The organism is Methylobacterium sp. J-072 (assembly GCF_022829425.1).
In the GTDB taxonomy this organism is placed as follows: Bacteria; Pseudomonadota; Alphaproteobacteria; order Rhizobiales; family Beijerinckiaceae; genus Methylobacterium.
Window position 1 is genome coordinate 16,157 of sequence record NZ_JAKSYK010000065.1, and the last position, 22,418, is coordinate 38,574.

Genomic DNA, 22,418 nt, shown 5'->3' on the forward strand with positions numbered 1-22,418 from the left:
GGAGACTGTCCATGACAGAACACAACATCCGCAACTTCGCGATCAATTTCGGCCCGCAGCACCCGGCGGCGCACGGCGTGCTGCGCCTCGTGCTGGAGCTGGACGGCGAGGTGGTCGAGCGGGTCGATCCGCATATCGGGCTGCTGCACCGCGGCACCGAGAAGCTGATCGAGCACAAGACCTATCTGCAGGCGACGCCCTATTTCGACCGGCTCGACTACGTGTCGCCGATGAACCAGGAGCACGCCTTCTGCCTGGCGATCGAGAAGCTCGCGGGCATCGAAGTGCCCCGGCGCGCGCAGCTGATCCGCGTGCTGTTCTGCGAGATCGGCCGCCTGCTGTCGCACCTGCTCAACGTCACCACGCAGGCGATGGATGTCGGCGCCCTCACGCCACCGCTCTGGGGCTTCGAGGAGCGCGAGAAGCTGATGATCTTCTACGAGCGCGCTTCGGGCGCTCGGCTCCACGCCAACTACTTCCGGCCGGGCGGCGTCCACCAGGACCTCCCGCCCAAGCTGATCGACGACATCGAGGCGTTCTGCGACCCGTTCCTGCAGGTCGTCCAGGATCTCGACGACCTCGTCATGGCCAACCGCATCTTCAAGCAGCGCAACGTCGATATCGGCATCGTGTCGGTGGACGAGTGCATGGAGTGGGGTTTTTCCGGCGTCATGCTGCGCGGCTCGGGCATCCCGTGGGACCTGCGCAAGGCGCAGCCCTACGAGTGCTACGAGGAGATGGAGTTTGACGTTCCGGTGGGCCGGAACGGCGACACCTATGATCGGCAGGTGATCCGCATGGAGGAGATGCGGGAATCGGCCAAGATCATGAAGCAGTGCTGCGCCAAGCTGCGCGAGCCGGCCGGGCAGGGCCCGATCGCCGCCATCGACGGCAAGTTCGCGCCGCCGCCGCGCCGCGAGATGAAGCGCTCGATGGAAGCGCTCATCCACCACTTCAAGCTCTACACCGAGGGCTTCCACGTACCGGAGGGCGAAGTCTACGCCTCCGTGGAAGCGCCCAAGGGCGAGTTCGGCGTCTATCTCGTGTCCGACGGGACCAACAAGCCGTACCGCTGCAAGATCCGCGCGCCGGGCTTCGCGCATCTTCAGGCGATGGATTGGATGTGCCGGGGGCACCTTCTGGCCGACGTGTCGTGCGTGCTGGGCACCCTCGACATCGTGTTCGGCGAAGTGGATCGGTAAGGCGTTAGCAGGATGGCAAACCGCAGACTCGCGCCGGCCTCTGAGCAGCCTGAAAGCTTCGCGTTCTCGCCTGAGAACGCCGAGTGGGCTAAGACCCAGATCGCCAAGTACCCGGAGGGCCGCCAGGCCTCCGCGGTGATCTCGCTGCTCTGGAAGGCGCAGGAGCAGAACGGCGGCTGGCTGCCGCGGGCGGCCATCGAGGCAGTCGCGGCCGAGCTCGGCATGCCCAACATTCGCGTGCTGGAAGTGGCGACCTTCTACACGATGTTCGCCCTGGAGCCGGTGGGCCGCTTCTGGATCCAGGTCTGCGGCACGGTGCCGTGCGATTCCTGCGGCGCCCGGGGCCTGAAGGAAATGCTCGAGGCGCGCCTCGGTCCCTCTGGCCACGTCTCCACCGACGGCAATTTCTCCTGGCTCGAAGTCGAATGCCTGGGCGCCTGCTGCAACGCCCCGATGGTGCAGATCAACCAGGATTACTACGAGGATCTGACCCCGGAATCCTTCGGCACGCTGATGGACGATCTGGCGGCGGGACGGCCGGTCAAGGTCGGCTCACAGACCGGGCGCCAGGCCTCTGAGCCGCAGGGCGGCCCGGACACCCTCACCGACCCGACCCTGTTCGACGGGTCGCGGATCGGCGCTTGGCGCAAGCGCTTCGAGGACATCGCAAAGCCTGAGGATCAGGCCGCGAAGACGGACGAGGCCCGGTCGAGCGAGCAGCGCGCCGCCGCCGATCCGAAGCCCGCCAAGCCCGATGCCGGCCGGCAGACGGAACGGCCGTCGTCCGACGCCCCCGCCCAGCGCGCCGCCCGGGGTGAGGAGCCGGTCAAGCCGGAGGATCGGACCGCTGCGAACGTGCCCGGCACGAGCCCTGCCGCAGCCGCCGGCGAGGCGGCGGGGGCCGAGGCCGGAACGCAATCGAGCCTGACCCGGGATACGCCGCCGCCGCAGCCGGAGGCCTCCGGCGCCAGCGAGGGCGAGGTCGCGGCGGAAGCCGAGGAGGCCCGCGTCGCCGGAGCGCTCGCCGCCCTGCCGAAGGACGCGACCCCGGAGCAGAAGGCGAACGCGGTCGGCACCCGCCCGGCCGGCCTCGACGCTGCCCGCGCCGGCAAGCCGGACGATCTCACCCGGATCAAGGGCATAGGCCCGGGCAACAGCCAGCGCCTGAACGGGCTCGGCATCTACCATTTCGACCAGATCGCCGCCTGGACCCGCGACGAGATCACCTGGGTCGGGACGTACCTCGCGTTCCCGGGTCGCATCGACCGGGAGAACTGGGTCGGGCAGGCTCAGACACTGTCGGCTACCGGGACCTGACCGCGATGGCCGAGGTGACGAACGAACTGATCTACGAGGTGCTGAAAGCGGTGCAGACGCGCCTCGGGACTCTGGACGACGGTCTGCGCGAGGTGCGTGGCGAGCTGAAGGGCGTGCGCGGTAACCAGCAGGCCCAGCAGGTGCAGATGAACGCCGTGCAGACCGATATCGGCAACCTCTACGAAGCGTTCGGTGCCCTCGACTCGCGACTCGCCCGGATCGAGCGCCGCCTCGACATCATCGACACTCCGGTCCGCTAAGAGACAGCTCATGCTCGCAGATCAGGATCGCATCTTCACCAACCTCTACGGCCTGCATTCGCCGGGCCTGGAGGCTGCCAAGCAGCGCGGCGCGTGGGACGGGACCAAGTTCCTCCTGGAGCAGGGCCGCGACTGGATCATCGAGGAGATGAAGGCGTCGGGCCTGCGCGGCCGCGGCGGCGCGGGCTTCCCCACCGGCCTCAAGTGGTCGTTCATGCCCAAGAAGTCCGACGGGCGCCCGCACTACCTCGTGGTCAACGCCGACGAGTCGGAGCCGGGCACCTGCAAGGACCGGGAGATCATGCGGCACGATCCGCATCTCCTGATCGAGGGCTGCATGCTGGCCTGCTTCGCCATGGGCGCGCATGCCTGCTACATCTACATCCGCGGCGAGTACGTGGCCGAGAAGCACGCCCTCCAGCGGGCGGTGGACGAGGCCTACGAGGCTCGTCTCGTCGGCCAGTCGAACGTGCACGACTTTCCCTTCGACATCTACGTCCACCACGGCGCGGGCGCCTATATCTGCGGCGAAGAGACGGCGCTGATCGAGAGCCTCGAAGGCAAGAAGGGGATGCCGCGGCTCAAGCCGCCGTTCCCGGCCAATATGGGCCTCTACGGCTGCCCGACGACGGTCAACAACGTCGAGTCGATCGCGGTGGCCGGCACGATCCTGCGCCGGGGCGGCGCCTGGTTCGCCGGGCTCGGCGGCAAGAACAACACCGGCACCAAGCTGTTCTGCGTCTCGGGGCACGTCAACAAGCCGTGCAACGTCGAGGCGGAGCTCGGCATCACCTTCCGCGAGCTGGTCGACCGGCATTGCGGCGGCATGCGCGGCGGCTGGGACAATTTGCTGTGCTCGATCCCGGGCGGCTCCTCGGTGCCGCTGGTGCCGGCCGACCAGATCATCGACGCCAAGATGGATTTCGACACCCTGCGCGGCCTCGGCTCCGGCCTCGGCACGGCGGCGGTGATCGTGCTGGACAAATCCACCGACATCGTCGCGGCGATCGCCCGCATCTCGTACTTCTACAAGCACGAGTCGTGCGGCCAGTGCACGCCCTGCCGGGAGGGCACCGGCTGGATGTGGCGCGTGATGCTGCGCATGGCTGAGGGCCGGGCGCAGAAGCGCGAGATCGATATGCTGTTCGAGGTCACCAAGCAGATCGAGGGTCACACGATCTGCGCGCTCGGTGACGCGGCGGCTTGGCCGATCCAGGGCCTGATCAAGCACTTCCGCCCCGAGATCGAGAAGCGGATCGACCGCTACACGGCCAACCCGCATTCCGACCCGATCCCGATGGCCGCGGAGTGACGGGATGGCGGACCAGCCCGACAACCTGCTGCTCGTCTACCTGCGTCGGATCGACGAGAAGGTGGATCGGTTGGCGGACGATGTCCGCGAGCTGAAGACGCGCATGACCGCCGTGGAAGAGCACCTCGCAAAAGTCGATTTGTCGATCGCCGGCGTCAACCGGCGCATCGACAGGGTCGAGGCGCGCCTCGAACGGATCGAGCGACGCCTCGATCTCGCCGACGCATCGCATTGAGATTGCACCGATGACAAAAATCCTCGTCGACGGCACCGAGGTCGAGGTTCCGGCCGAATACACGCTGCTCCAGGCCTGCGAGGCCGCGGGGGCCGAAATTCCGCGCTTCTGCTTCCACGAGCGCCTGTCGATCGCCGGCAATTGCCGGATGTGCCTGGTCGAGTTGAAGGGCGCGCCCAAGCCGGTGGCGAGCTGCGCCTACGCAGTGAAGGATTGCCGCCCCGGCCCGAACGGCGAGCCGCCGGAGGTGCTGACCCGCTCAGGCCTGACCAAGAAGGCCCGAGAAGGGGTGATGGAGTTCCTCCTCATCAACCACCCACTCGATTGCCCGATCTGCGACCAGGGCGGCCATTGCGACCTGCAGGACCAGGCGATGGCCTACGGGGTCGATTCGACCCGCTACCAGGAGAACAAACGCGCGGTCGAGGAGAAGCATATCGGCCCGCTGGTGCGGACCGCGATGAACCGCTGCATCCACTGCACCCGCTGCGTGCGCTTCCTGGCGGAGGTAGCGGGCGTGCCCGACCTCGGCGCCATCGGCCGCGGCGAGGACATGGAGATCACCAGCTACCTCGAGCAGTCGATGGCCTCGGAGCTCCAGGGCAACGTCGCCGATCTCTGCCCGGTGGGCGCCCTGGTGCACCGGCCGCAGAGCTACAACGTCCGGCCCTGGGAGCTGAACAAGACCGAATCGGTCGACGTGATGGACGCTGTCGGCTCGTCGATCCGCATCGACACCCGCGGCCGCGAGGTGATGCAGATCGAGCCGCGGGTCAGCGAAGAGATCAACGAGGAATGGATCTCGGACAAGACCCGCTACCATGTCGATGGGCTGCGGATGCAGCGCCTCGACCGCCCGTACCTGCGCGAGAACGGCCGGCTTCGGCCCGCCTCCTGGGGCGAGGCGTTCCAGGCCATTGCCGCCAAGGTGAAGGCGACCGATCCCAAGCGCATCGGCGCCGTGGTCGGCGACCTCGCGGGCGTCGAGGAGATCTTTGCCCTGCGCGAGCTGATGCGCGCGCTGGGCACGCCCAACCTCGATTGCCGGCAGACCCAGACCGGGCTCGATCCGGCGCTGGGCCGCGCCTCCTACCTGTTCAACCCGACCATCCCGGGCATCGAGGCCGCGGACGCGATCCTCATCGTCGGCGCCAACCCGCGCACCGAGGCCTCGCTCCTCAACGTCCGGATCCGCAAGCGCTGGCGCATGGGCCCGCTCGCGGTCGGGGTGATCGGCGAGCCGGTCGACCTGACCTATCCGAGCCACTACATCGGCGCCGGCCCCGAATCACTGGCGGGCCTCGCCCGCGGCGAGCACAGCTTCCTCGAGACCCTTAAGGCCGCGAAGGCGCCGCTGGTCATCGTCGGCGCCAACGTCGAGCCCGGCATCCTGGCGGCGGCGGCAGCGCTCGCCAAGGAAATCGGTGCGATCGGCCCCGAGTGGAACGGCTTCGGCGTTCTGCACACAGCCGCGGCCCGGGTCGGCGCCCTCGATCTCGGCTTCGTGCCGGGGGAGGGCGGCCTCGGCTTCCCGGCCATGCTGGCAGCCGGCGGCGTCGACGTGCTGTTCAATCTCGGCGCCGACGAGCACGACGTAGCCCCCGGCGCCTTCGTGACCTACCAGGGCACCCATGGCGACCGCGGCGCCTCCCGGGCGGACGTAATCCTGCCGGGCGCGGCCTATACCGAGAAGTCGGCGACCTGGGTGAACACGGAAGGGCGGGTCCAGATGGGCAACCGCGCCGGCTTCCCGCCGGGGGATGCCCGCGAGGATTGGGCGATCCTGCGCGCCCTGTCGGACGTGCTCGGCCAGCGCCTGCCGTTCGACTCGCTCACGGCGCTGCGTCGGGCGCTCTACGCCGCCCACCCGCATTTCGCGGCGGTCGGCATCGTGGAGACCGGCGATGTCGCGGCGGCCGTGGATCGGCTGGCGGGCCTCGGCGGCGCCACCAATGGCCCCGCCTTCGCCTCCCCGGTGACCGACTTCTACCTCACCAACCCCATCGCCCGCGCCTCGCGGGTGCTCGCCGAGTGCTCGCGCCTGGCCCGCGAGCGTGCCGCCGAAGCGCGGCCGCTCGCGGCGGCAGAGTAGGGATCTCACGATGACCTCGCTCGAAATCCTCGGGACCGTGCTCCTGATCGTGCTGAAGAGCTTCGTGCTGCTCTCGGCGCTGCTCGTCTTCATCGCCTACGCGCTGCTGGCCGACCGGAAGATCTGGGCAGCGGTGCAGCTCCGGCGCGGCCCGAACGTGGTCGGGCCGTTCGGCCTGCTCCAATCGTTTGCCGACCTTCTGAAGTTCGTGCTGAAGGAGCCGGTGATCCCGGCCGGCGCCAACAAGGCGATCTACCTGCTGGCGCCGCTGGTCTTCGCGATGCTGGCTTTGTCGAGCTGGGCGGTGATCCCGCTGGCCGATGGCTGGGCGATCGCCGACATCAATGTCGGCATCACCTACATCTTCGCGATCTCCAGCTTGGGCGTCTACGGCGTCATCATGGGTGGCTGGGCGTCAAACTCGAAATACGCCTTCCTGGGTGCGCTCCGCTCGGCGGCGCAGATGATCTCCTACGAGGTCTCGCTCGGCTTCGTGATCATCTGCGTGCTGCTCTGCGCCGGCTCGCTGAACCTCTCGCGCATCGTGATGGCACAGGACACCAGCCTCGGCCTGTTCGGCTGGTACTGGCTGTGGCTGTTCCCGATGTTCGTGGTGTTCTTCATCTCGGCTCTGGCCGAGACCAACCGCCCCCCCTTCGACCTGCCGGAGGCCGAGTCGGAGCTGGTGGCCGGCTACATGGTGGAATACTCCTCGACGCCCTATCTGCTGTTCATGCTCGGCGAGTACGTCGCCATCATGAGCATGTGCGCGCTCGGCACCGTGCTGTTCCTGGGCGGCTGGCTGTCGCCGATCCCGTTCGCGCCGTTCACCTGGGTGCCGGGCGTGATCTGGTTCATCCTGAAGGCCAGCTTCCTGTTCTTCCTGTTCGCGATGGTGAAATCCATCGTGCCGCGCTACCGCTACGATCAGCTCATGCGCCTCGGCTGGAAGGTTTTTCTGCCCATTTCGCTCGTCTCGGTGGTGGTCGTGGCCTTCGTGTTGAAGCTCACCGGCCTGGCCCCGGGCGCGTGATCCAACGAAATCCGGAGATCACGGCATGAAGCTGGATCAGGTTGCCAAGAGCCTTCTCTTGAAAGAGTTCGTGTCGGGGATGATCCTCGGCATGCGCTACTTCTTCAAGCCGAAGGCGACGATCAACTATCCCTTCGAGATGGGCCATCGCGGCCCGCGCTTCCGGGGGGAGCATGCCCTGCGCCGCTATCCCAACGGCGAGGAGCGGTGCATCGCCTGCAAGCTCTGCGAGGCGATCTGCCCGGCCCAGGCGATCACCATCGAGGCGGGCCCGCGCCGCAACGACGGCACCCGCCGCACCACCCGTTACGACATCGACATGGTGAAGTGCATCTATTGCGGCATGTGCCAGGAGGCCTGCCCGGTGGACGCCATCGTCGAGGGGCCGAACTTCGAATTTTCGGTCGAGACCCGCGAGGAGCTGCTCTACGACAAGCAGAAGCTTCTCCTGAACGGCGACCGCTGGGAGCGCGAGATCGCGCGCAACATCGCGATGGATGCGCCGTATCGCTAGGGCATCGTTCCGAAAGGTGGTTGCCGGCTTTCGGAAAAAGACGATGCAAAGCAAGGGGATAGCACATCATCCCGGTTCCGTTGCCCGGGGTGATGCGCTAGAGGGATGACGGGGGCGCTGTTGTGCCCCCGCCGACCGGGTTCTATAGACGGGCCGCCCGCTGCGGCCCGTTTCCACGCAAGGCAGAAGGGGCCGCTCCGGCGGCCGATCCCGACGAGCGCATGACCGCAGCAGCCGCCTTCTTCTACCTGTTCGCGAGCGTCACGGTCGCGTCGGGCTTCATGGTGATCGCCTCGCGCAATCCCGTCGCCTCGGTGCTGTTCCTGATTCTCGCCTTCGTGAACGCCGCCGGGCTGTTCGTCCTGATGGGCGCCGAGTTCCTGGCGATGATCCTGGTCGTCGTCTATGTCGGCGCGGTCGCGGTGTTGTTCCTGTTCGTCGTGATGATGCTCGACGTGGACTTCGCCGAGCTGCGCCAGGGCTTCCAGCAATACCTGCCGGTCGGCGGGTTGATCGGGGCGATCTTCCTGGTGGAGCTGCTGCTCGTGGTCGGCTCCTGGACCATCGATCCGAACCTGGTTCAGGCGCCGCTCAGCAACGTCGCGGCGGCGGAGAACCTCACCAACGCCCAGGCGCTCGGCCGGGTGCTCTATACGGATTACGTCTACTTCTTCCAGCTTGCCGGCCTGATCCTGCTGGTCGCGATGATCGGAGCCATCGTGCTGACCCTGCGCGACCGCCCGGGCGTCAAGCGCCAGAACATCTCGGTCCAGAACGCCCGCACACAGAGCATGGCGGTGGAGACCCGGAAGGTGCCCTCCCGCCAGGGTGTCGAGGTCTGATGCCCGCCGAAGGACTCGAACGATGATCGGCCTGAGCCACTACCTCACCGTCGCGGCGATCCTGTTCACGCTCGGCGTGCTCGGGATCTTCATCAACCGCAAGAACGTCATCGTCATCCTGATGTCGATCGAGCTGATCCTGCTCGCGGTCAACATCAACCTGGTCGCCTTCTCGACGCAGCTGAACGACATCACCGGACAGGTTTTCGCCCTGTTCGTGCTGACCGTCGCGGCCGCCGAATCGGCGATCGGCCTCGCCATCCTCGTGGTCTTCTTCCGCAACCGCGGCACCATCGCGGTCGAGGACGTGAGCATGATGAAGGGCTAGGGCGCCCTTCTTCACGCGACCCGAGTTCGCGGCCCCGCGTTCATGGGCCCCGAGTGACAATCCGGACGCCGCCCAGCGGTCGGCCCGGAGGACGGACTGCAAGAGAGCGATGTATCACGCGATCGTCTTCTTCCCGCTGATCGGCTTCCTGACCGCCGGCCTGTTCGGCCGGTACATCGGGGCCCGGGCCTGCGAGTACATCACCACCGCGTTCCTGGCCTTCACGGCCCTGATCGCCTGGGGCGTGTTCCTCGAGGGCGGCCACGCCGAACGGGTGCAGGTCGCATCCTGGTTCTCGGCCGGTGACCTCCAGGTCGACTGGGCCTTCAAGGTCGACGCGCTGACCCGGGTGATGCTCGTGGTCGTCACCACGGTCTCGACCCTCGTCCACCTCTACTCCGTCGGCTACATGCACGAGGATCCGCACCGGCCGCGGTTCTTCGCCTACCTGTCGCTGTTCACCTTCGCCATGCTGATGCTGGTGACCGCCGACAACCTCGTGCAGATGTTCTTCGGCTGGGAGGGCGTCGGCCTCGCCTCCTACCTGCTGATCGGCTTCTGGTACGAGAAGCCCTCAGCCAACGCCGCCGCCATGAAGGCGTTCATCGTCAACCGGGTCGGCGATTTCGGCTTCTCGCTCGGCATCTTCCTGGTCTTCGTGCTGACCGGCTCGGTGGCGTTCGACGCGATCTTCTCGAAGGTCGACACGATCAAGACCCTGAGCTTCCACTTCCTCGGCTATGACTGGAACGCCCTGACGCTGGCCTGCCTGCTGCTGTTCATGGGCGCCATGGGCAAGTCGGCGCAGTTCCTGCTGCACACCTGGCTGCCGGACGCCATGGAGGGCCCGACCCCCGTCTCAGCACTGATCCACGCCGCCACCATGGTCACCGCCGGCGTGTTCATGGTCGCCCGGCTGTCGCCGTTGTTCGAGGAGGCGCCGAACGCGCTGATCGTCGTGACGGTGATCGGCGGCATCACGGCCTTCTTCGCGGCCACGATCGGGCTGGTGCAGAACGACATCAAGCGGGTGATCGCCTACTCGACCTGCTCGCAGCTCGGCTACATGTTCGTAGCGCTCGGCGTCGGCGCCTACTCGGCCGGCGTGTTCCACCTGTTCACCCACGCCTTCTTCAAGGCGCTGCTGTTCCTCGGCGCCGGCTCGGTCATCCACGCGATGCACCACGAGCAGGACATGCGGAACATGGGCGGCCTGCGCTCCCACATCCCGTTCACCTGCGCCATGATGGCGATCGGCTCGCTCGCGCTGATCGGCTTCCCGTACACGGCCGGCTACTATTCCAAGGACGCGATCATCGAGGCCGCCTACGCCTCGACCCGGCCCGGGCACACCCTGGCCTTCCTGTGCACCGTGGTGGCGGCGTTTTTCACCTCGTTCTACTCCTGGCGCCTGTTCTTCATGACCTTCGAGGGTCCGGCCCGCTGGGGCATCCATGCGGCCCATGATGACCACGCCGCCCCGGCAGTCGCGCATGCGGGCACCGCCCATGCCGCCCTGGCCCACGAGGCCGACGGCGCTCCGGGCCACACCGAGGGCGTGGCCCACGACGATCACGGCCACGACGTCGAGCCGGCCCACAAGAGCGACCTCGTCGCGGACGACCATCACGGGCACGGCGACCACACGCCCCACGAGAGCCCGCTGGTTATGACCATCCCGCTGGCGGTGCTGGCCTTCGGCGCGCTGTTTGCCGGGATCATCTTCCACGACCGTTTCATCGGGTCCGGCATGGACGCGTTCTGGGGCCATGCCCTGGCGCACGGCCCCGAGAATCACATCATGCACGAGATCCACGAGGTCCCGGCCCTGGTGTCCTATTCGCCGCTGATCATGCTGATCCTTGGCTTCGTCCTGGCGTTCTGGATGTATATCCGCCGCCCGGAACTGCCCGGTGCGCTCGCCGCGCAGCAGCCGTCGCTGTACCGGTTCCTGCTCAACAAGTGGTACTTCGACGAGCTCTACGATCGGATCTTCGTGCGTCCGGCCAAGGATTTCGGCCTGTTCCTCTGGAAGCAGGGCGACGGCAAGATCATCGACGGGCTCGGCCCCAACGGCATCGCGGCGCGCGTCGTCGACGTGACACGCGGGGTGGTCCGCCTGCAGACGGGCTACGTCTACCACTACGCCTTCGTCATGCTCATCGGCGTCGCTGGCCTGATCAGCTGGTACCTGATGGCCGGCCTGCCCAAGGGTGTTCACTGACATGCTCGGCCTCGGCATCCTCTCCGGCCTGCTGATCGTCCCGCTCTGCGGCGCGGCCTTCATCCTCACCCTGAAGGGCGACGAGGAGTCGGTGGCGCGCAACAGCCGCTGGGCCGCGCTCGCCACCACCGTCGTCACCTTCGTGCTCTCGCTGGTGGCCTGGGGCCGCTACGACGCCGCGTCGTCGAGCTTCCAGCTGGTCGAGAGCCATCCGTGGCTGGCCGAGACGATCCGGTTCAAGCTCGGCGTCGACGGCTTCTCGATGCCGCTGATCCTGCTCACCACCTTCCTGATGCCGTTCTGCATCGGCGCGTCGTGGACCTCGATCCACGTCCGGGTGAAGGAGTATTTCGTCGCCTTCCTCGTCCTCGAGACGACGATGATCGGCGTGTTCGCCTCCCTCGACCTGCTGCTGTTCTACCTGTTCTTCGAGGCCGGCCTGATCCCGATGTTCCTGATCATCGGCATCTGGGGCGGCGCGCGCCGGGTTTATGCGAGCTTCAAGTTCTTCCTCTACACCCTGCTCGGTTCGGTGCTGATGCTGCTCGCCGTGATGGCGATGTACTGGCAGGCCGGCACCACCGACATCCCGACCCTGCTGCAATACCGCTTCCCGGTGCAGATGCAGACCTGGCTGTGGCTGGCCTTCTTCGCCTCCTTCGCGGTGAAGATGCCGATGTGGCCGGTCCATACCTGGCTGCCCGACGCCCACGTCGAGGCGCCCACCGCCGGCTCGGTGATCCTGGCGGGCATCCTGCTGAAGATGGGCGGCTACGGCTTCATCCGGATCTCCCTGCCGATGCTGCCGGTGGCGAGCCAGGATTTCGCCCCCCTGGTCTTCGCCCTCTCGGTGATCGCGATCATCTTCACCTCGCTCACCGCGCTGATGCAGACCGACATCAAGAAGCTGATCGCCTACTCGTCGGTGGCCCATATGGGATTCGTGACGCTCGGCCTGTTCACCCTGAACGAGCAGGGCATCCAGGGCGCCCTGTTCCTGATGATCTCGCACGGCATCGTGGCATCGGCCCTCTTCCTGTGCGTCGGCGTGGTCTACGACCGGATGCACACCCGCGAGATCGCCGCCTATGGCGGCCTCGTGAAGCGGATGCCGCTCTATGCGGTGGCCATGATGGTGTTCACCATGGCCAATGTCGGACTGCCCGGCACCTCCGGCTTCGTCGGCGAGTTCCTGTCGATGCTCGGCGCCTTCAAGGCGAACCCGAACGTCGCGTTCTTCTCGACCTTCGGCATCATCCTGTCGGCGGGCTATGCCCTGTGGCTCTACGCACGGGTGATTTACGGGAAGCTCGAGAAGCCCAACCTCCAGGGCATCCTGGACCTCGACATCCGGGAGAAGCTGATCCTGGGGCCGCTGGTCGTGCTGACGATCTATTACGGCGTGCATCCGGCCCCGGTGCTCGATGTCTTCGCGCCCTCCACCGAGGCGCTGATGACCGGCATGAAGGCCGCGCTGGCCAACACCCAGACCGCAGCCGCCGCGCTGCCGCTCCCACGCTGAGACGGAACAGATGCCCACCGTCCACTCCGTCCTGCCCTCGCTGGCGCCGCTCCTGCCCGAGCTGATCCTCGGCGTCGGGGTGCTGCTGATGATCCTGTACGGCGCCTGGCGCGGCGACCGTTCCGCCGAGAGCGTCAGCATCGGCGCCCTGGTCCTGCTGCTGTTCGCCCTGTTCGTCGTGCTGTCACAACCGACCGCCGGCCGGGTGACCACCCTGTCGGGGGCCTTCGTCTCGGACGCGTTCGCCAAGGTGATGAAGTCGCTGGTGCTGCTCGGCTCGGCGGCGACGATCCTGCTGGCGCACGACTTCTTCAAGCGCGAGCAGATCGACCGGTTCGAGTTCCCGGTGCTGATCGTCCTCTGCACCATCGGCATGATGGTGATGGTCTCGGCCAACGACCTGATCGCGCTCTATCTCGGCCTGGAGCTGCAATCGCTGGCCGCCTACGTGATCGCGGCCTTCCACCGGGACAATGCCAAGTCGACCGAGGCCGGCCTCAAGTACTTCGTGCTCGGCGCGCTCTCCTCCGGAATGCTGCTCTACGGGGCCTCCCTGGTCTACGGCTTCACCGGCACGGTCTCGTTCCCCGGCATCGTCTCGGCACTCAACGAGAATGCCGGGCTGGGCATCGTGCTGGGCATCGTGTTCCTGGCCGCGGGCGTCTGCTTCAAGATGGCGGCGGTGCCGTTCCACATGTGGACGCCCGACGTCTACGAGGGATCGCCGACCCCGGTGACCGCCTTCTTCGCCACGGCGCCCAAGATGGCTGCCGTCGCCATGACGGTGCGGGTTTTCATCGGCGCGATGCCGGACGTGACGGCGATCTGGCAGCAGATCTTCATCTTCGTCGCCGTGGTCTCGATGGCGCTGGGCTCGTTCGCGGCCATCGGCCAGCGCTCGATCAAGCGCCTGATGGCCTACTCGTCGATCGCCAATATCGGCTACGCGCTGATCGGCCTCGCCTGCGGCTCCGAGGAGGGGATCAGCGGGCTGGTCACCTACATGATCATCTACCTGGCGATGACGCTCGGCACCTTCGCGATCATCCTGTCGCTCCGGCGCCGGGACGTGATGTTCGAGTCGATCGAGGATCTGTCGGGGCTGTCGCGCACCCATCCCTGGGTGGCCTTCTGCCTCGCCGCGATGATGTTCTCGCTGGCCGGCATCCCGCCGCTCGCCGGGTTCTTCGCCAAGTTCTACGTCTTCGCCGCTGCCATCAAGGCGGGCCTCGTGACCCTGGCGGTGATCGGCGTGGTGACCAGCGTGGTCGGCGCCTACTACTACCTGCGCCTGGTCAAGATCATGTATTTCGACGAGCCGAAGGAGCCCTACGAGGCGATGGCCCCGGGCCTGCGCGTGGTGCTCGCCCTGTCGAGCGTCGTCGTGGTGCTGTTCTTCCTGCTCCCCGGTCCGCTGGTCGGCGTCGCCGGCCGGGCGGCCCGGTCGCTGTTCTAGGTCCGGCGGCCTTCCGGCGCTCCCGATGAGAATGCGGCCCGATCAGAAAAGAACGCCTTGAGCTACCGTCTCGGGTCCGAGGCGCGCGCCCAGGGCCATCGCCTGCACGTTCACGACACATTGGGCTCGACCAACACCGAGGCCATGGCCCAGGCGCGGGCCGGCGAGACCGGCCCGCTCTGGGTGGTCACGCACCGGCAGGAGGCGGGTCGCGGTCGCCGGGGGAACACCTGGGCGTCGCTGCCGGGCAATCTGGCCGCGAGCGTCCTCTGGCCGGCGGCCGGCGTGGCACCGGATCACCTCGCCGAGCTCGGCTTCGTCGCCGGGCTCGCCCTGATCGAGGCGCTGGAGGCGGCCTGCGGCACCCTGCCGGATACCCGAACCGGGGGTTGCGCACGATCTCTGAAGTTGAAATGGCCGAATGACGTGCTGCTGGGCGACGGCAAGCTGGCTGGTCTGCTCCTGGAGGCCGAGACCCTGCCGGGCGGGCGCAGGGCCGCGGTGATCGGCTTCGGCGTCAACGTCGCGGCGGCCCCCGACGGCCTCGGCGCGACGAGCTTGGCCGCGACGGGTTACGCCGGCGGCGCCGAAGCGCTACTGGAACATCTCTCGGACCGGATGGCCGTGCGGGCACGCGCCTGGGACCGGGGACGGAATTTCGCTGACCTGCGCGAGGATTGGCTCGCGCGGGCCGCGGGTCTTGGGTCGGAGATCGCGGTGCGCAGCGGCGAACACATCCTGCGGGGCGTGTTCGAGACCATCGACGAGGGGGGGCGGCTCGTGATCCTCGCCCCCGACGGAAAACGGCATACCGTGACGGCGGGCGAGGTGCATTTCGGAACGGCCGCGACGGCGGCATGATGTTGGACGACGACAGATGGTGATGGGACAGGAGGAGCTGGTCTTCCTGCCGCTCGGCGGCGTGGGCGAGATCGGGATGAATGCGGCCCTCTACGGGTTCGGTCCGGAGAAGGGCCGGAAGTGGATCATGGTCGATTGCGGCATGGGCTTCGCCGGTGAGGAGCAGATGCCGGGGATCGACCTGATGTTCCCCGACCTCTCCTTCATCGAGGAGCGGCGGAAGGACCTGCTGGGGATCTTCATCACCCACGCGCACGAGGACCATATCGGGGCGATCTCGGAGCTGTGGCCGCGCCTCAAGGTGCCGGTCTACGCGACCCGCTTCGCCAAGAACCTGCTGGAGACCCGGCGGCTCTCCGAGCCCGGCGCCCCGAAGGTCGACCTGCGCGAGGTCAAGCCCGGCCGGCGCGTGACCGTCGGCCCGTTCGAACTCGAATACGTGCCGGTCTCGCACTCGATCCCCGAGTCGAACGCCATCGCGATCCGCACCGCCGCGGGCCTCGTGGTCCATACCGGCGACTGGAAGATCGACCCGACCCCAGTGGCTGGCGAGGTCACCTCGCCCGAGGCGTTCACGGCGCTCGGCGACGAGGGCATCCTGGCGCTGGTCTGCGACTCGACCAACGTGGTGCGCGAGGGCTTCTCGCCGAGCGAGAAGGAAGTCGCCGCCACCCTCAAGACGCTGATCGCGGATTCGCCCCACCGGGTCGCTGTTACCACCTTCGCGTCGAACGTCGCCCGCATCCGCGCCGTGGCCGAGGCGGCCGTGGCCTGTGGGCGTGAGGTCGTTGCGGTCGGCCGGGCCATGGACCGGGTGATCGATGTGGCGCGCGAATGCGGCTACCTCGACGGCCTGCCCGAGTTCCGCCGCTCGGATTCCTGGAAGAACCTGCCCCGCGAGCGTGTCGTGGCCCTGCTCACCGGTTCGCAGGGCGAGCCGCGGGCGGCGCTCGCCCGGGTCTCGCGCAAGGACCATCCGGATATCAGCCTGGCCGCCGGCGACCGGGTGATTTTTTCCTCGCGGGCAATTCCCGGTAACGAGCGCGATGTCGGGTCGATCATCAACGATCTGGTCGAGCAGGGCGTCGAGGTGATCACCGACCGGACCGAGCTGGTCCACGTCTCCGGCCACCCGAGGCGGGACGAGATGGTCGAGATGTACAAGTGGACCCGTCCAGGCACCGCGATCCCGGTCCACGGCGAGGCGCTGCACCTCGACGAGCACGCCCGCTTCGCCGGGGCCCAGGGCGTCCAGAACGTGGTCAAGGCCCGCAACGGCAGCCTCGTCCGCCTCAGCCCCGGCAAGCCCGAGGTGATCGACCACGTGAAGGCCGGCCGCCTGTTCAAGGACGGCAACGTCCTGATCGACGAGAAGGACCGGGCGATCCCGGAGCGGCGCAAGCTCATGCAGGCCGGCCTCGTCTCGGTGGCGATCGCCATCGACGAGGACGGCGTCGTGCTGGGCGATCCGGCCGTCGACATCATCGGCCTGCCCAATCGCGGCCGCTCCGGCGAGCCGCTGATCGAGACGGTGGTCGATGCCGTCTCGCGCACCCTGTCGGGGATGTCGCGGGGCAAGCTCAAGGACTCGGAGGGCGTCGAGAAGACGGTCGACCGGGCCGTGCGCACCGCCGTAAACGAGGTCTGGGGCAAGAAGCCCGCCTGCCACGTGCAGGTGGTGGAAGTCTGAGCGGTCATCCCGAAAGGCCGTTCCGGCTTTCGGAAAACGATGACGCGCAACCAAAGACCGAGCGCATCGTCCGGGTTCTGATATCCAGGACGACGCGCTAGGATAGACATACGAGACGACGGACCACGGCAGGCCCCACCCAATCCCCTCATCCTGAGGTGCCCGGCGATCGAAGATCGCTGGGCCTCGAAGGAGCCCTCCAGCCGGCCGCGCGATCCCCGGAGGGCTCCTTCGAGGCTGCTGCGCAGCACCTCAGGATGAGGTCGGCATGAGGGAGACGCGGGACCTGCCGATCGGAGCGTCAACGGGAGGAACCAAACAATGATCGGGCGGCTCAATCACGTGGCCATCGCCGTGCAGGATCTCGATGCCGCCTGCGCGGTGTATCGCGACACGCTGGGCGCCACGATCACCCCACCGCTGCCGCAGCCGGAGCACGGGGTCACGGTCGTGTTCGTCGAATTGCCCAACAGCAAGATCGAGCTGATGGCGCCGCTGGGCGAAGGCTCGCCGATCGAGGCGTTCGTAGCCCGCAACCCGGGCGGGGGCGTCCACCACGTCTGCTACGAGGTCGACGACATCCTGGCCGCCCGCGACCGGCTCAAGGCGCAGGGCGCCCGGGTGCTCGGCACCGGCGAGCCGCGCATCGGCGCCCACGGCAAGCCGGTGCTGTTCCTGCACCCCAAGGACTTTCTCGGCACCCTGGTCGAGCTGGAGCAGGTGTGAGCCGGATCATGACCGCGCTGGCCCGCTCGACCCCGGCGACGCTGCTGGTCGTGGCCGTGCTGGTGGCCGCTTTCGTGACCGTCGGCGTCAGCCAGTTCAATCTGACGATCGGCGGGGCGATCGCGCTCTACTTCGTGGTGTGGTGGACGCTGCTCTTCGCCGTCCTGCCCCTGCGCAACCAGCCCGAGACCCGGCCGAGCCACGTGGTCCCCGGACAGGATCCGGGCGCCCCGGCGTCTCCGCGGCTGCGCGAGAAGGCGATCTGGACGACGCTGGTCGCCGGCGCCGCCTTCTTGGTCGCGCTGGCGGTGTTCCCGCTGACCGGGCTGTGAAGCCAAACGACTGGGCCCTACAGCAGCGTCCCGGAAGAGGACGACCGCACCGTCAGCGACTTGCCGGCCCGGGACACCAGATGCGCGAAGGCAAGGGCGGCCGCTGAAGCCTGCGCGGCCGATGGAAACGTCCGGTGCGACTCGGCGACCGTCTCGTCGGCCTCGTTGAGCAGGACCCAGGACCAGAGATGCTCGGCCTGGCGGATCTGGAAGTGCATGGCGGGCTCACCCGTGTAAGGTCCATGCCACACCATGCGCCGCGAAAAGATGTTGCGGGTTAATGACTTGCGCCGGCAAAGTCCAGTAGTCGACAAACCATCGACTTGTCCGCGCTTTCACCGCTGTTCACAGCATGCCGATTGCCGCGGACCGACGACCGGCCGTTGGCGCCGAACAGCACAGGGCAGGATCGGGAACGCCGTCGCGGAGGATGTCCAACAACAAAAAAAGCAAGGCCTGAGGCCTTGCTTTTCAAGCTGCAGTGGCTCGACCTTTGATTATCCTACGCATTGCCTGCGTGGCGGTCGGTTTTCCTCCCGAGACTCGGACCCTGCGCCACCTCTTGCGGGCGTCGCAAACATCACGAGCCGCTTATAGGAACAACAATTCGTGTTGTCACCGGGTCTGCGAGAAAAATCTGCGCTTTCTTGCCGGCAAATGGGCAGATCGATTCCGATTGAGGCAGCAAGACCGGGCGGCGCAGCCCTCGGTGAGGCGGTCCGGGCGGCGTGGCCCGATTACGCCCCGCCGTGATCCGACAGTGCTTGTAATTTGCTTCCCCGGCGTGTTGTGTGCCCGCGCGCCTCGGTTCCTCCCGGCCGGATCCAGGCCGAAACCCCCGAAGACAAGCCTCCCAAAACATGCGTCTGTCCCGCTACTTCATGCCGACCTTGCGCGAGACGCCCAAGGAAGCCGAGATCGTCTCCCACCGCCTGATGCTGCGCGCCGGCCTGGTGCGCCAGGAGGCGGCGGGCATCTATGCCTGGCTGCCGCTGGGCCTGCGGGTGCTGGAGCGGGTCTGCGCGGTGATCCGCCGGGAGCAAAATCGGTCCGGCGCCATCGAGATCCTGATGCCGACCGTGCAATCGGCCGAGCTGTGGCGGGAATCCGGGCGCTACGACGCCTACGGCAAGGAGATGCTGCGCCTGAAGGACCGGCATGACCGCGAGATGCTCTACGGCCCCACCGCCGAGGAGATGGTGACGGAAATCTTTCGGGCCAGCGTGCGCTCCTACAAGGACCTGCCGAAAAACCTCTACCAGATCTCGTGGAAGTTCCGGGACGAGGTGCGGCCGCGCTTCGGCACGATGCGCTCGCGCGAGTTCCTGATGAAGGACGCCTACTCGTTCGACTTCGACCAGGCCGGGGCGCGCCACGCCTATAACCGCATGTTCGTGGCCTACCTGCGCACCTTCGCGGGGCTCGGCCTGCGGGCGATCCCGATGCGCGCCGATACCGGCCCGATCGGCGGCGACCTGTCCCACGAGTTCATCATCCTGGCCAAGACCGGCGAGAGCGAGGTGTTCTGCGACCGCGCCTATCTCGACTTCGACACCCCGCCCGAGACCGTCGACTTCGACGACGTGGCCGCGCTCCAGGGCATCGTCGACGCCTGGACCTCGCACTACGCCGCCACCGACGAGATCCACGAGCCGGAGGCCTTCGCGGAGGTGCCGGAGGAGAGCCGCCTGAGTGCGCGCGGCATCGAGGTCGGGCACATCTTCTATTTCGGCACCAAGTATTCCGAGCCGATGGGCGCCAAGGTCACCGGGCCGGACGGGATCGAGCGGCCGGTCCATATGGGCTCCTACGGCATCGGCCCGAGCCGGCTGGTGGCCGCGATCGTCGAGGCCAGCCACGACGAGGCCGGGATCATCTGGCCGGATTCGGTCGCGCCCTTCGACGTGGCGCTGATCAACCTGAAGGTCGGCGATGCCGGCACCGACGCCGCCTGCGCGCAGATCCAGGCAGAGCTCGAGGCCGCCGGCCTGTCGGTGCTCTACGACGACCGCGACGAGCGCCCGGGCGCGAAGTTCGCCACCGCCGACCTGATCGGCCTGCCCTGGCAGGTGATCGTCGGGCCGAAGGGCCTGGCCGAGGGCAAGGTCGAGCTGAAGCGCCGCGCCGGGGGCGAGCGCGAGAGCCTCGCCACAATCGACCTGCTGGCCCGCATCCGCCGGGTGTAGAACCCGTTCTCGACGTTGGCGGCGGGCGGCGTCCGCAAAAGGTCCCGGATTCAAAGGGTCCAAGGCCTTGTGGGGGTGCAGGGCAAAGTCCGCGACATCGGGGCTCCGCCCCGATACCCCGCCAAAGGGCTTGCCCTTTGGGATCCCATGACGTCCCTGTCGGCCGGATAGTGGATTTGCGGGAGGCAATTCTGCCAGGATTTGTGTTCATGCATCGGCACGGCGGCCATTCGGCACAGGATGCGTAGGACTTTCCCCATGGCGGGCGCAGCGGCGATCGATCGGGTGAGGGGCTTCGCGGCCTCCTTCCGCGAGGGGACGGCCCCGTTCGCGCCGTTCGAGTGGATCATCGCCGGCCGCTACCTGCGGGCGCGCCGCCGGGGCGGCGGCGTGTCGGTGGTCGCGTTCTTTTCCGTGCTCGGCATCGCGCTCGGCGTCGCCACCCTGATCATCGTGCTCTCGGTGATGAACGGGTTTCGCGCGGAGCTGCTCTCCAAGATCGTCGGCATCAACGGGCATCTCTTCGCCACGCCGATCGACCGGCCCTTCAACGATTGGGTCGACCTGTCGGAGCGCCTGTCGAAGGTGGCGGGCGTGCGCGCCGCGGTTCCGCTGGTGGAAGGCCAGGCCTTCGCCTCGTCGCAGTTCGGCGGCTCGGGCGTGATCGTGCGCGGCGTGCGCGCCGCCGATCTCGACGCGCTCGCCGCCGTCTCCAGCGCGATCCGCGGCGGCACCCTGGAAGGGTTCGATGACGGCACCGGCGTCCTGATCGGCCGGCGGCTCGCGGATTCCTTGGGGCTTCAGGCCGGGGACAACATCACCCTGGTGACGCCCAAGGGCGCGTCCACGCCGTTCGGCACGGCGCCCCGGACCAAGAGCTACGCGGTGAAGGCGGTGTTCGAGGTCGGCATGACCGAGTTCGACCAGACTTTCGTGTTCATGCCGCTCACCGAGGCGCAGGCGTTCTTCAACCGGGAGAGCGACGTCAGCATGATCGAGATCTACGTCGACAAGCCCGATCAGGTCGGCGAGATGCGCGAGCCCCTGGAGATGGCGGCCGAGCGCCCGGTGCTGCTCACCGATTGGCGCCAGCGCAACCGCACCTTTTTCGGGGCGCTCGAAGTCGAGCGCAACGTAATGTTCCTGATCCTCAGCCTGATCGTCGTGGTGGCGACGCTCAACATCGTCTCGGGCCTGATCCTGCTGGTGCGCGACAAGTCGAGCGACATCGCGATCCTGCGCACCATGGGGGCGACCCCCGGCACGATCATGCGGGTCTTTTTGATCAACGGCGCGCTGATCGGCTTGGTCGGGACCCTGAGCGGCCTCGGGCTCGGCGTGCTGATCACCCTGAACATCAAGCCGATCCAGCACGTGCTGTTTCCCGGCGCCTGGGATCCGACCGTGCGGTTCCTGGCCGAGATCCCGGCCCAGATGAATCCGAAGGAGATCACCGCCGTGGTGATCACGTCGCTGTTGCTGTCGCTCGCGGCGACGCTCTATCCCTCCTGGCGTGCCGCCCGGCTCGATCCGGTGCAGGCCCTGCGCTACGGCTGACGGTCCGCACCCCATGAGCGATGCAAGCCAGCCCGCCGGCACCCCGCCGGTGCCGGCCCTGTTCTTCGCCCGCGTCGAGCGGCGCTATCCTCAGGCCGAAGGGGCCCTCGATATCCTGCGCGGGGCCGACCTCGCGATCTGGCCCGGGGAACTCGTGGCCCTGGTGGCGCCCTCGGGCGCCGGCAAGTCGACGCTCCTGCACCTCGCCGGCCTGCTGGAGCGGCCCGATGGCGGCGAGGTCTATATCGGCGGACGGCCCACCGCCGCGATGCCGGATGTCGAGCGCACCCGCCTGCGCCGCGAGGAGATGGGCTTCGTCTACCAGTTCCACCATCTGCTGCCGGAATTCTCCGCCCTGGAGAACGTGGTGATGCCGCAGCTCATCCGCGGCCTCGGCAGCGCCGAGGCCAAAGCCCGCGCCACCGAGCTGCTGAGCTTCCTCGGCCTCAAGGAGCGCCTGCCGCATCGCCCGGCCGAGCTGTCGGGCGGCGAGCAGCAGCGCGTCGCCATCGCCCGGGCCGTGGCCAACGGCCCGCGACTGCTGCTGGCCGACGAGCCCACCGGCAATCTCGACCCCGGCACCGCCGGCCACGTCTTCTCGGTGCTGATGTCGCTGGTGCGGGCCTCGGGTCTCGCGGCCCTGGTCGCCACCCACAACCTGGATCTCGCTGCCCGCATGGACCGCCGGGTGACGATCCGCGACGGGCTGATCACGCCGCTCGATTGAGC

21 protein-coding genes are annotated in these 22,418 nt (G+C 67.6%); 20 read left to right on the forward strand and 1 reads right to left on the reverse strand.

The window, feature by feature from the left end; all coding sequences use genetic code 11:
* The first annotated feature begins 11 nt into the window (after positions 1–11).
* The 17 genes from MKK67_RS06365 (at position 12) to MKK67_RS06445 (ending at position 17,946) form a co-directional block, all read left to right on the forward strand.
* The gene (locus tag MKK67_RS06365) at positions 12–1,202 is read left to right on the forward strand and encodes an NADH-quinone oxidoreductase subunit D (RefSeq protein WP_243962881.1); all 1,191 of its coding nucleotides are present in this window, start codon (positions 12–14) and stop codon (positions 1,200–1,202) included.
* Between the two features lie 12 nt (positions 1,203–1,214).
* Complete coding sequence (nuoE, locus tag MKK67_RS06370; RefSeq protein ID WP_243962882.1) at positions 1,215–2,519, forward strand: NADH-quinone oxidoreductase subunit NuoE; 1,305 nt, start codon at positions 1,215–1,217, stop codon at positions 2,517–2,519.
* Between the two features lie 5 nt (positions 2,520–2,524).
* Complete coding sequence (locus MKK67_RS06375) at positions 2,525–2,779, forward strand: hypothetical protein (protein WP_243962883.1); 255 nt, start codon at positions 2,525–2,527, stop codon at positions 2,777–2,779.
* 10 nt (positions 2,780–2,789) lie between these two features.
* A complete protein-coding gene (gene nuoF / locus MKK67_RS06380; protein ID WP_243962885.1) occupies positions 2,790–4,091 on the forward strand; it encodes an NADH-quinone oxidoreductase subunit NuoF in 1,302 nt (433 codons plus the stop codon).
* A 4-nt stretch (positions 4,092–4,095) separates the two neighbouring features.
* The gene (locus MKK67_RS06385; protein ID WP_243962886.1) at positions 4,096–4,326 is read left to right on the forward strand and encodes a hypothetical protein; all 231 of its coding nucleotides are present in this window, start codon (positions 4,096–4,098) and stop codon (positions 4,324–4,326) included.
* 10 nt (positions 4,327–4,336) lie between these two features.
* Positions 4,337–6,418, forward strand: coding sequence for an NADH-quinone oxidoreductase subunit NuoG (nuoG, locus tag MKK67_RS06390; protein WP_243962887.1), 2,082 nt, complete (start codon positions 4,337–4,339; stop codon positions 6,416–6,418).
* Between the two features lie 10 nt (positions 6,419–6,428).
* Positions 6,429–7,451: an NADH-quinone oxidoreductase subunit NuoH gene (nuoH, locus tag MKK67_RS06395; RefSeq protein ID WP_147853845.1), complete on the forward strand. Its 1,023-nt coding sequence runs from the start codon at positions 6,429–6,431 to the stop codon at positions 7,449–7,451.
* 25 nt (positions 7,452–7,476) lie between these two features.
* On the forward strand, positions 7,477–7,965 hold the full coding sequence (nuoI, locus tag MKK67_RS06400) for an NADH-quinone oxidoreductase subunit NuoI (protein ID WP_007560744.1): 489 nt from the start codon (positions 7,477–7,479) through the stop codon (positions 7,963–7,965).
* Positions 7,966–8,186: 221 nt separating this feature from the next.
* Positions 8,187–8,807, forward strand: a complete 621-nt coding sequence (locus tag MKK67_RS06405; RefSeq protein WP_243962888.1) for an NADH-quinone oxidoreductase subunit J — start codon at positions 8,187–8,189, stop codon at positions 8,805–8,807.
* 22 nt (positions 8,808–8,829) lie between these two features.
* Entirely contained in the window at positions 8,830–9,135 is a 306-nt protein-coding gene (nuoK, locus tag MKK67_RS06410) for an NADH-quinone oxidoreductase subunit NuoK (RefSeq protein WP_058192287.1), read from the forward strand.
* Positions 9,136–9,244: 109 nt separating this feature from the next.
* Positions 9,245–11,359 carry an NADH-quinone oxidoreductase subunit L gene (gene nuoL / locus MKK67_RS06415; protein WP_243962889.1) on the forward strand — a complete coding sequence of 705 codons (2,115 nt, stop codon included), beginning with the start codon at positions 9,245–9,247 and terminating at the stop codon, positions 11,357–11,359.
* A 1-nt stretch (position 11,360) separates the two neighbouring features.
* Positions 11,361–12,881, forward strand: coding sequence for an NADH-quinone oxidoreductase subunit M (locus tag MKK67_RS06420; RefSeq protein ID WP_243962890.1), 1,521 nt, complete (start codon positions 11,361–11,363; stop codon positions 12,879–12,881).
* Between the two features lie 10 nt (positions 12,882–12,891).
* Positions 12,892–14,337, forward strand: coding sequence for an NADH-quinone oxidoreductase subunit NuoN (nuoN, locus tag MKK67_RS06425; RefSeq protein WP_243962891.1), 1,446 nt, complete (start codon positions 12,892–12,894; stop codon positions 14,335–14,337).
* Positions 14,338–14,394: 57 nt separating this feature from the next.
* Positions 14,395–15,198: a biotin--[acetyl-CoA-carboxylase] ligase gene (locus MKK67_RS06430; RefSeq protein ID WP_243962893.1), complete on the forward strand. Its 804-nt coding sequence runs from the start codon at positions 14,395–14,397 to the stop codon at positions 15,196–15,198.
* 16 nt (positions 15,199–15,214) lie between these two features.
* Positions 15,215–16,888, forward strand: coding sequence for a ribonuclease J (locus MKK67_RS06435; RefSeq protein ID WP_243962894.1), 1,674 nt, complete (start codon positions 15,215–15,217; stop codon positions 16,886–16,888).
* Positions 16,889–17,209: 321 nt separating this feature from the next.
* Positions 17,210–17,614, forward strand: coding sequence for a methylmalonyl-CoA epimerase (gene mce / locus MKK67_RS06440; protein WP_243940259.1), 405 nt, complete (start codon positions 17,210–17,212; stop codon positions 17,612–17,614).
* Positions 17,615–17,622: 8 nt separating this feature from the next.
* Positions 17,623–17,946 (forward strand): DUF1467 family protein, encoded by a 324-nt coding sequence (locus tag MKK67_RS06445; RefSeq protein ID WP_243962896.1) that lies wholly within the window; start codon positions 17,623–17,625, stop codon positions 17,944–17,946.
* Between the two features lie 17 nt (positions 17,947–17,963).
* Here MKK67_RS06445 and MKK67_RS06450 read toward each other — a convergent pair whose 3' ends face one another.
* Positions 17,964–18,164 (reverse strand): hypothetical protein, encoded by a 201-nt coding sequence (locus tag MKK67_RS06450; RefSeq protein WP_243962898.1) that lies wholly within the window; start codon positions 18,162–18,164, stop codon positions 17,964–17,966.
* A gap of 642 nt (positions 18,165–18,806) precedes the next feature.
* Between MKK67_RS06450 and proS the strand changes: the two genes are divergently transcribed.
* The 3 genes from proS to MKK67_RS06465 all read left to right on the forward strand — a co-directional run bounded on the left by proS (position 18,807) and on the right by MKK67_RS06465 (position 22,416).
* Positions 18,807–20,132, forward strand: a complete 1,326-nt coding sequence (proS, locus tag MKK67_RS06455) for a proline--tRNA ligase (RefSeq protein ID WP_243962900.1) — start codon at positions 18,807–18,809, stop codon at positions 20,130–20,132.
* 258 nt (positions 20,133–20,390) lie between these two features.
* Positions 20,391–21,689, forward strand: coding sequence for a lipoprotein-releasing ABC transporter permease subunit (locus MKK67_RS06460; RefSeq protein ID WP_243962901.1), 1,299 nt, complete (start codon positions 20,391–20,393; stop codon positions 21,687–21,689).
* A gap of 13 nt (positions 21,690–21,702) precedes the next feature.
* The gene (locus MKK67_RS06465) at positions 21,703–22,416 is read left to right on the forward strand and encodes an ABC transporter ATP-binding protein (protein ID WP_243962903.1); all 714 of its coding nucleotides are present in this window, start codon (positions 21,703–21,705) and stop codon (positions 22,414–22,416) included.
* The last annotated feature ends 2 nt before the right edge of the window (positions 22,417–22,418 follow it).

Bases quoted from the DNA above. Each gene is read 5' to 3' on its own strand.
- MKK67_RS06375 (WP_243962883.1), top strand. From the start codon at position 2,525: ATGGCCGAGGTGACGAACGAACTGATCTACGAGGTGCTGAAAGCGGTG.
- nuoE (WP_243962882.1), top strand. From the start codon at position 1,215: ATGGCAAACCGCAGACTCGCGCCGGCCTCTGAGCAGCCTGAAAGCTTC.
- MKK67_RS06445 (WP_243962896.1), top strand. From the start codon at position 17,623: ATGACCGCGCTGGCCCGCTCGACCCCGGCGACGCTGCTGGTCGTGGCC.
- MKK67_RS06365 (WP_243962881.1), top strand. From the start codon at position 12: ATGACAGAACACAACATCCGCAACTTCGCGATCAATTTCGGCCCGCAG.
- nuoG (WP_243962887.1), top strand. From the start codon at position 4,337: ATGACAAAAATCCTCGTCGACGGCACCGAGGTCGAGGTTCCGGCCGAA.
- mce (WP_243940259.1), top strand. From the start codon at position 17,210: ATGATCGGGCGGCTCAATCACGTGGCCATCGCCGTGCAGGATCTCGAT.
- MKK67_RS06450 (WP_243962898.1), bottom strand. From the start codon at position 18,164: ATGCACTTCCAGATCCGCCAGGCCGAGCATCTCTGGTCCTGGGTCCTG.
- MKK67_RS06405 (WP_243962888.1), top strand. From the start codon at position 8,187: ATGACCGCAGCAGCCGCCTTCTTCTACCTGTTCGCGAGCGTCACGGTC.
- MKK67_RS06435 (WP_243962894.1), top strand. From the start codon at position 15,215: ATGGTGATGGGACAGGAGGAGCTGGTCTTCCTGCCGCTCGGCGGCGTG.
- MKK67_RS06460 (WP_243962901.1), top strand. From the start codon at position 20,391: ATGGCGGGCGCAGCGGCGATCGATCGGGTGAGGGGCTTCGCGGCCTCC.
- nuoK (WP_058192287.1), top strand. From the start codon at position 8,830: ATGATCGGCCTGAGCCACTACCTCACCGTCGCGGCGATCCTGTTCACG.
- MKK67_RS06420 (WP_243962890.1), top strand. From the start codon at position 11,361: ATGCTCGGCCTCGGCATCCTCTCCGGCCTGCTGATCGTCCCGCTCTGC.
- nuoH (WP_147853845.1), top strand. From the start codon at position 6,429: ATGACCTCGCTCGAAATCCTCGGGACCGTGCTCCTGATCGTGCTGAAG.
- nuoI (WP_007560744.1), top strand. From the start codon at position 7,477: ATGAAGCTGGATCAGGTTGCCAAGAGCCTTCTCTTGAAAGAGTTCGTG.
- nuoF (WP_243962885.1), top strand. From the start codon at position 2,790: ATGCTCGCAGATCAGGATCGCATCTTCACCAACCTCTACGGCCTGCAT.
- MKK67_RS06465 (WP_243962903.1), top strand. From the start codon at position 21,703: ATGAGCGATGCAAGCCAGCCCGCCGGCACCCCGCCGGTGCCGGCCCTG.
- MKK67_RS06385 (WP_243962886.1), top strand. From the start codon at position 4,096: ATGGCGGACCAGCCCGACAACCTGCTGCTCGTCTACCTGCGTCGGATC.
- proS (WP_243962900.1), top strand. From the start codon at position 18,807: ATGCGTCTGTCCCGCTACTTCATGCCGACCTTGCGCGAGACGCCCAAG.
- nuoL (WP_243962889.1), top strand. From the start codon at position 9,245: ATGTATCACGCGATCGTCTTCTTCCCGCTGATCGGCTTCCTGACCGCC.
- nuoN (WP_243962891.1), top strand. From the start codon at position 12,892: ATGCCCACCGTCCACTCCGTCCTGCCCTCGCTGGCGCCGCTCCTGCCC.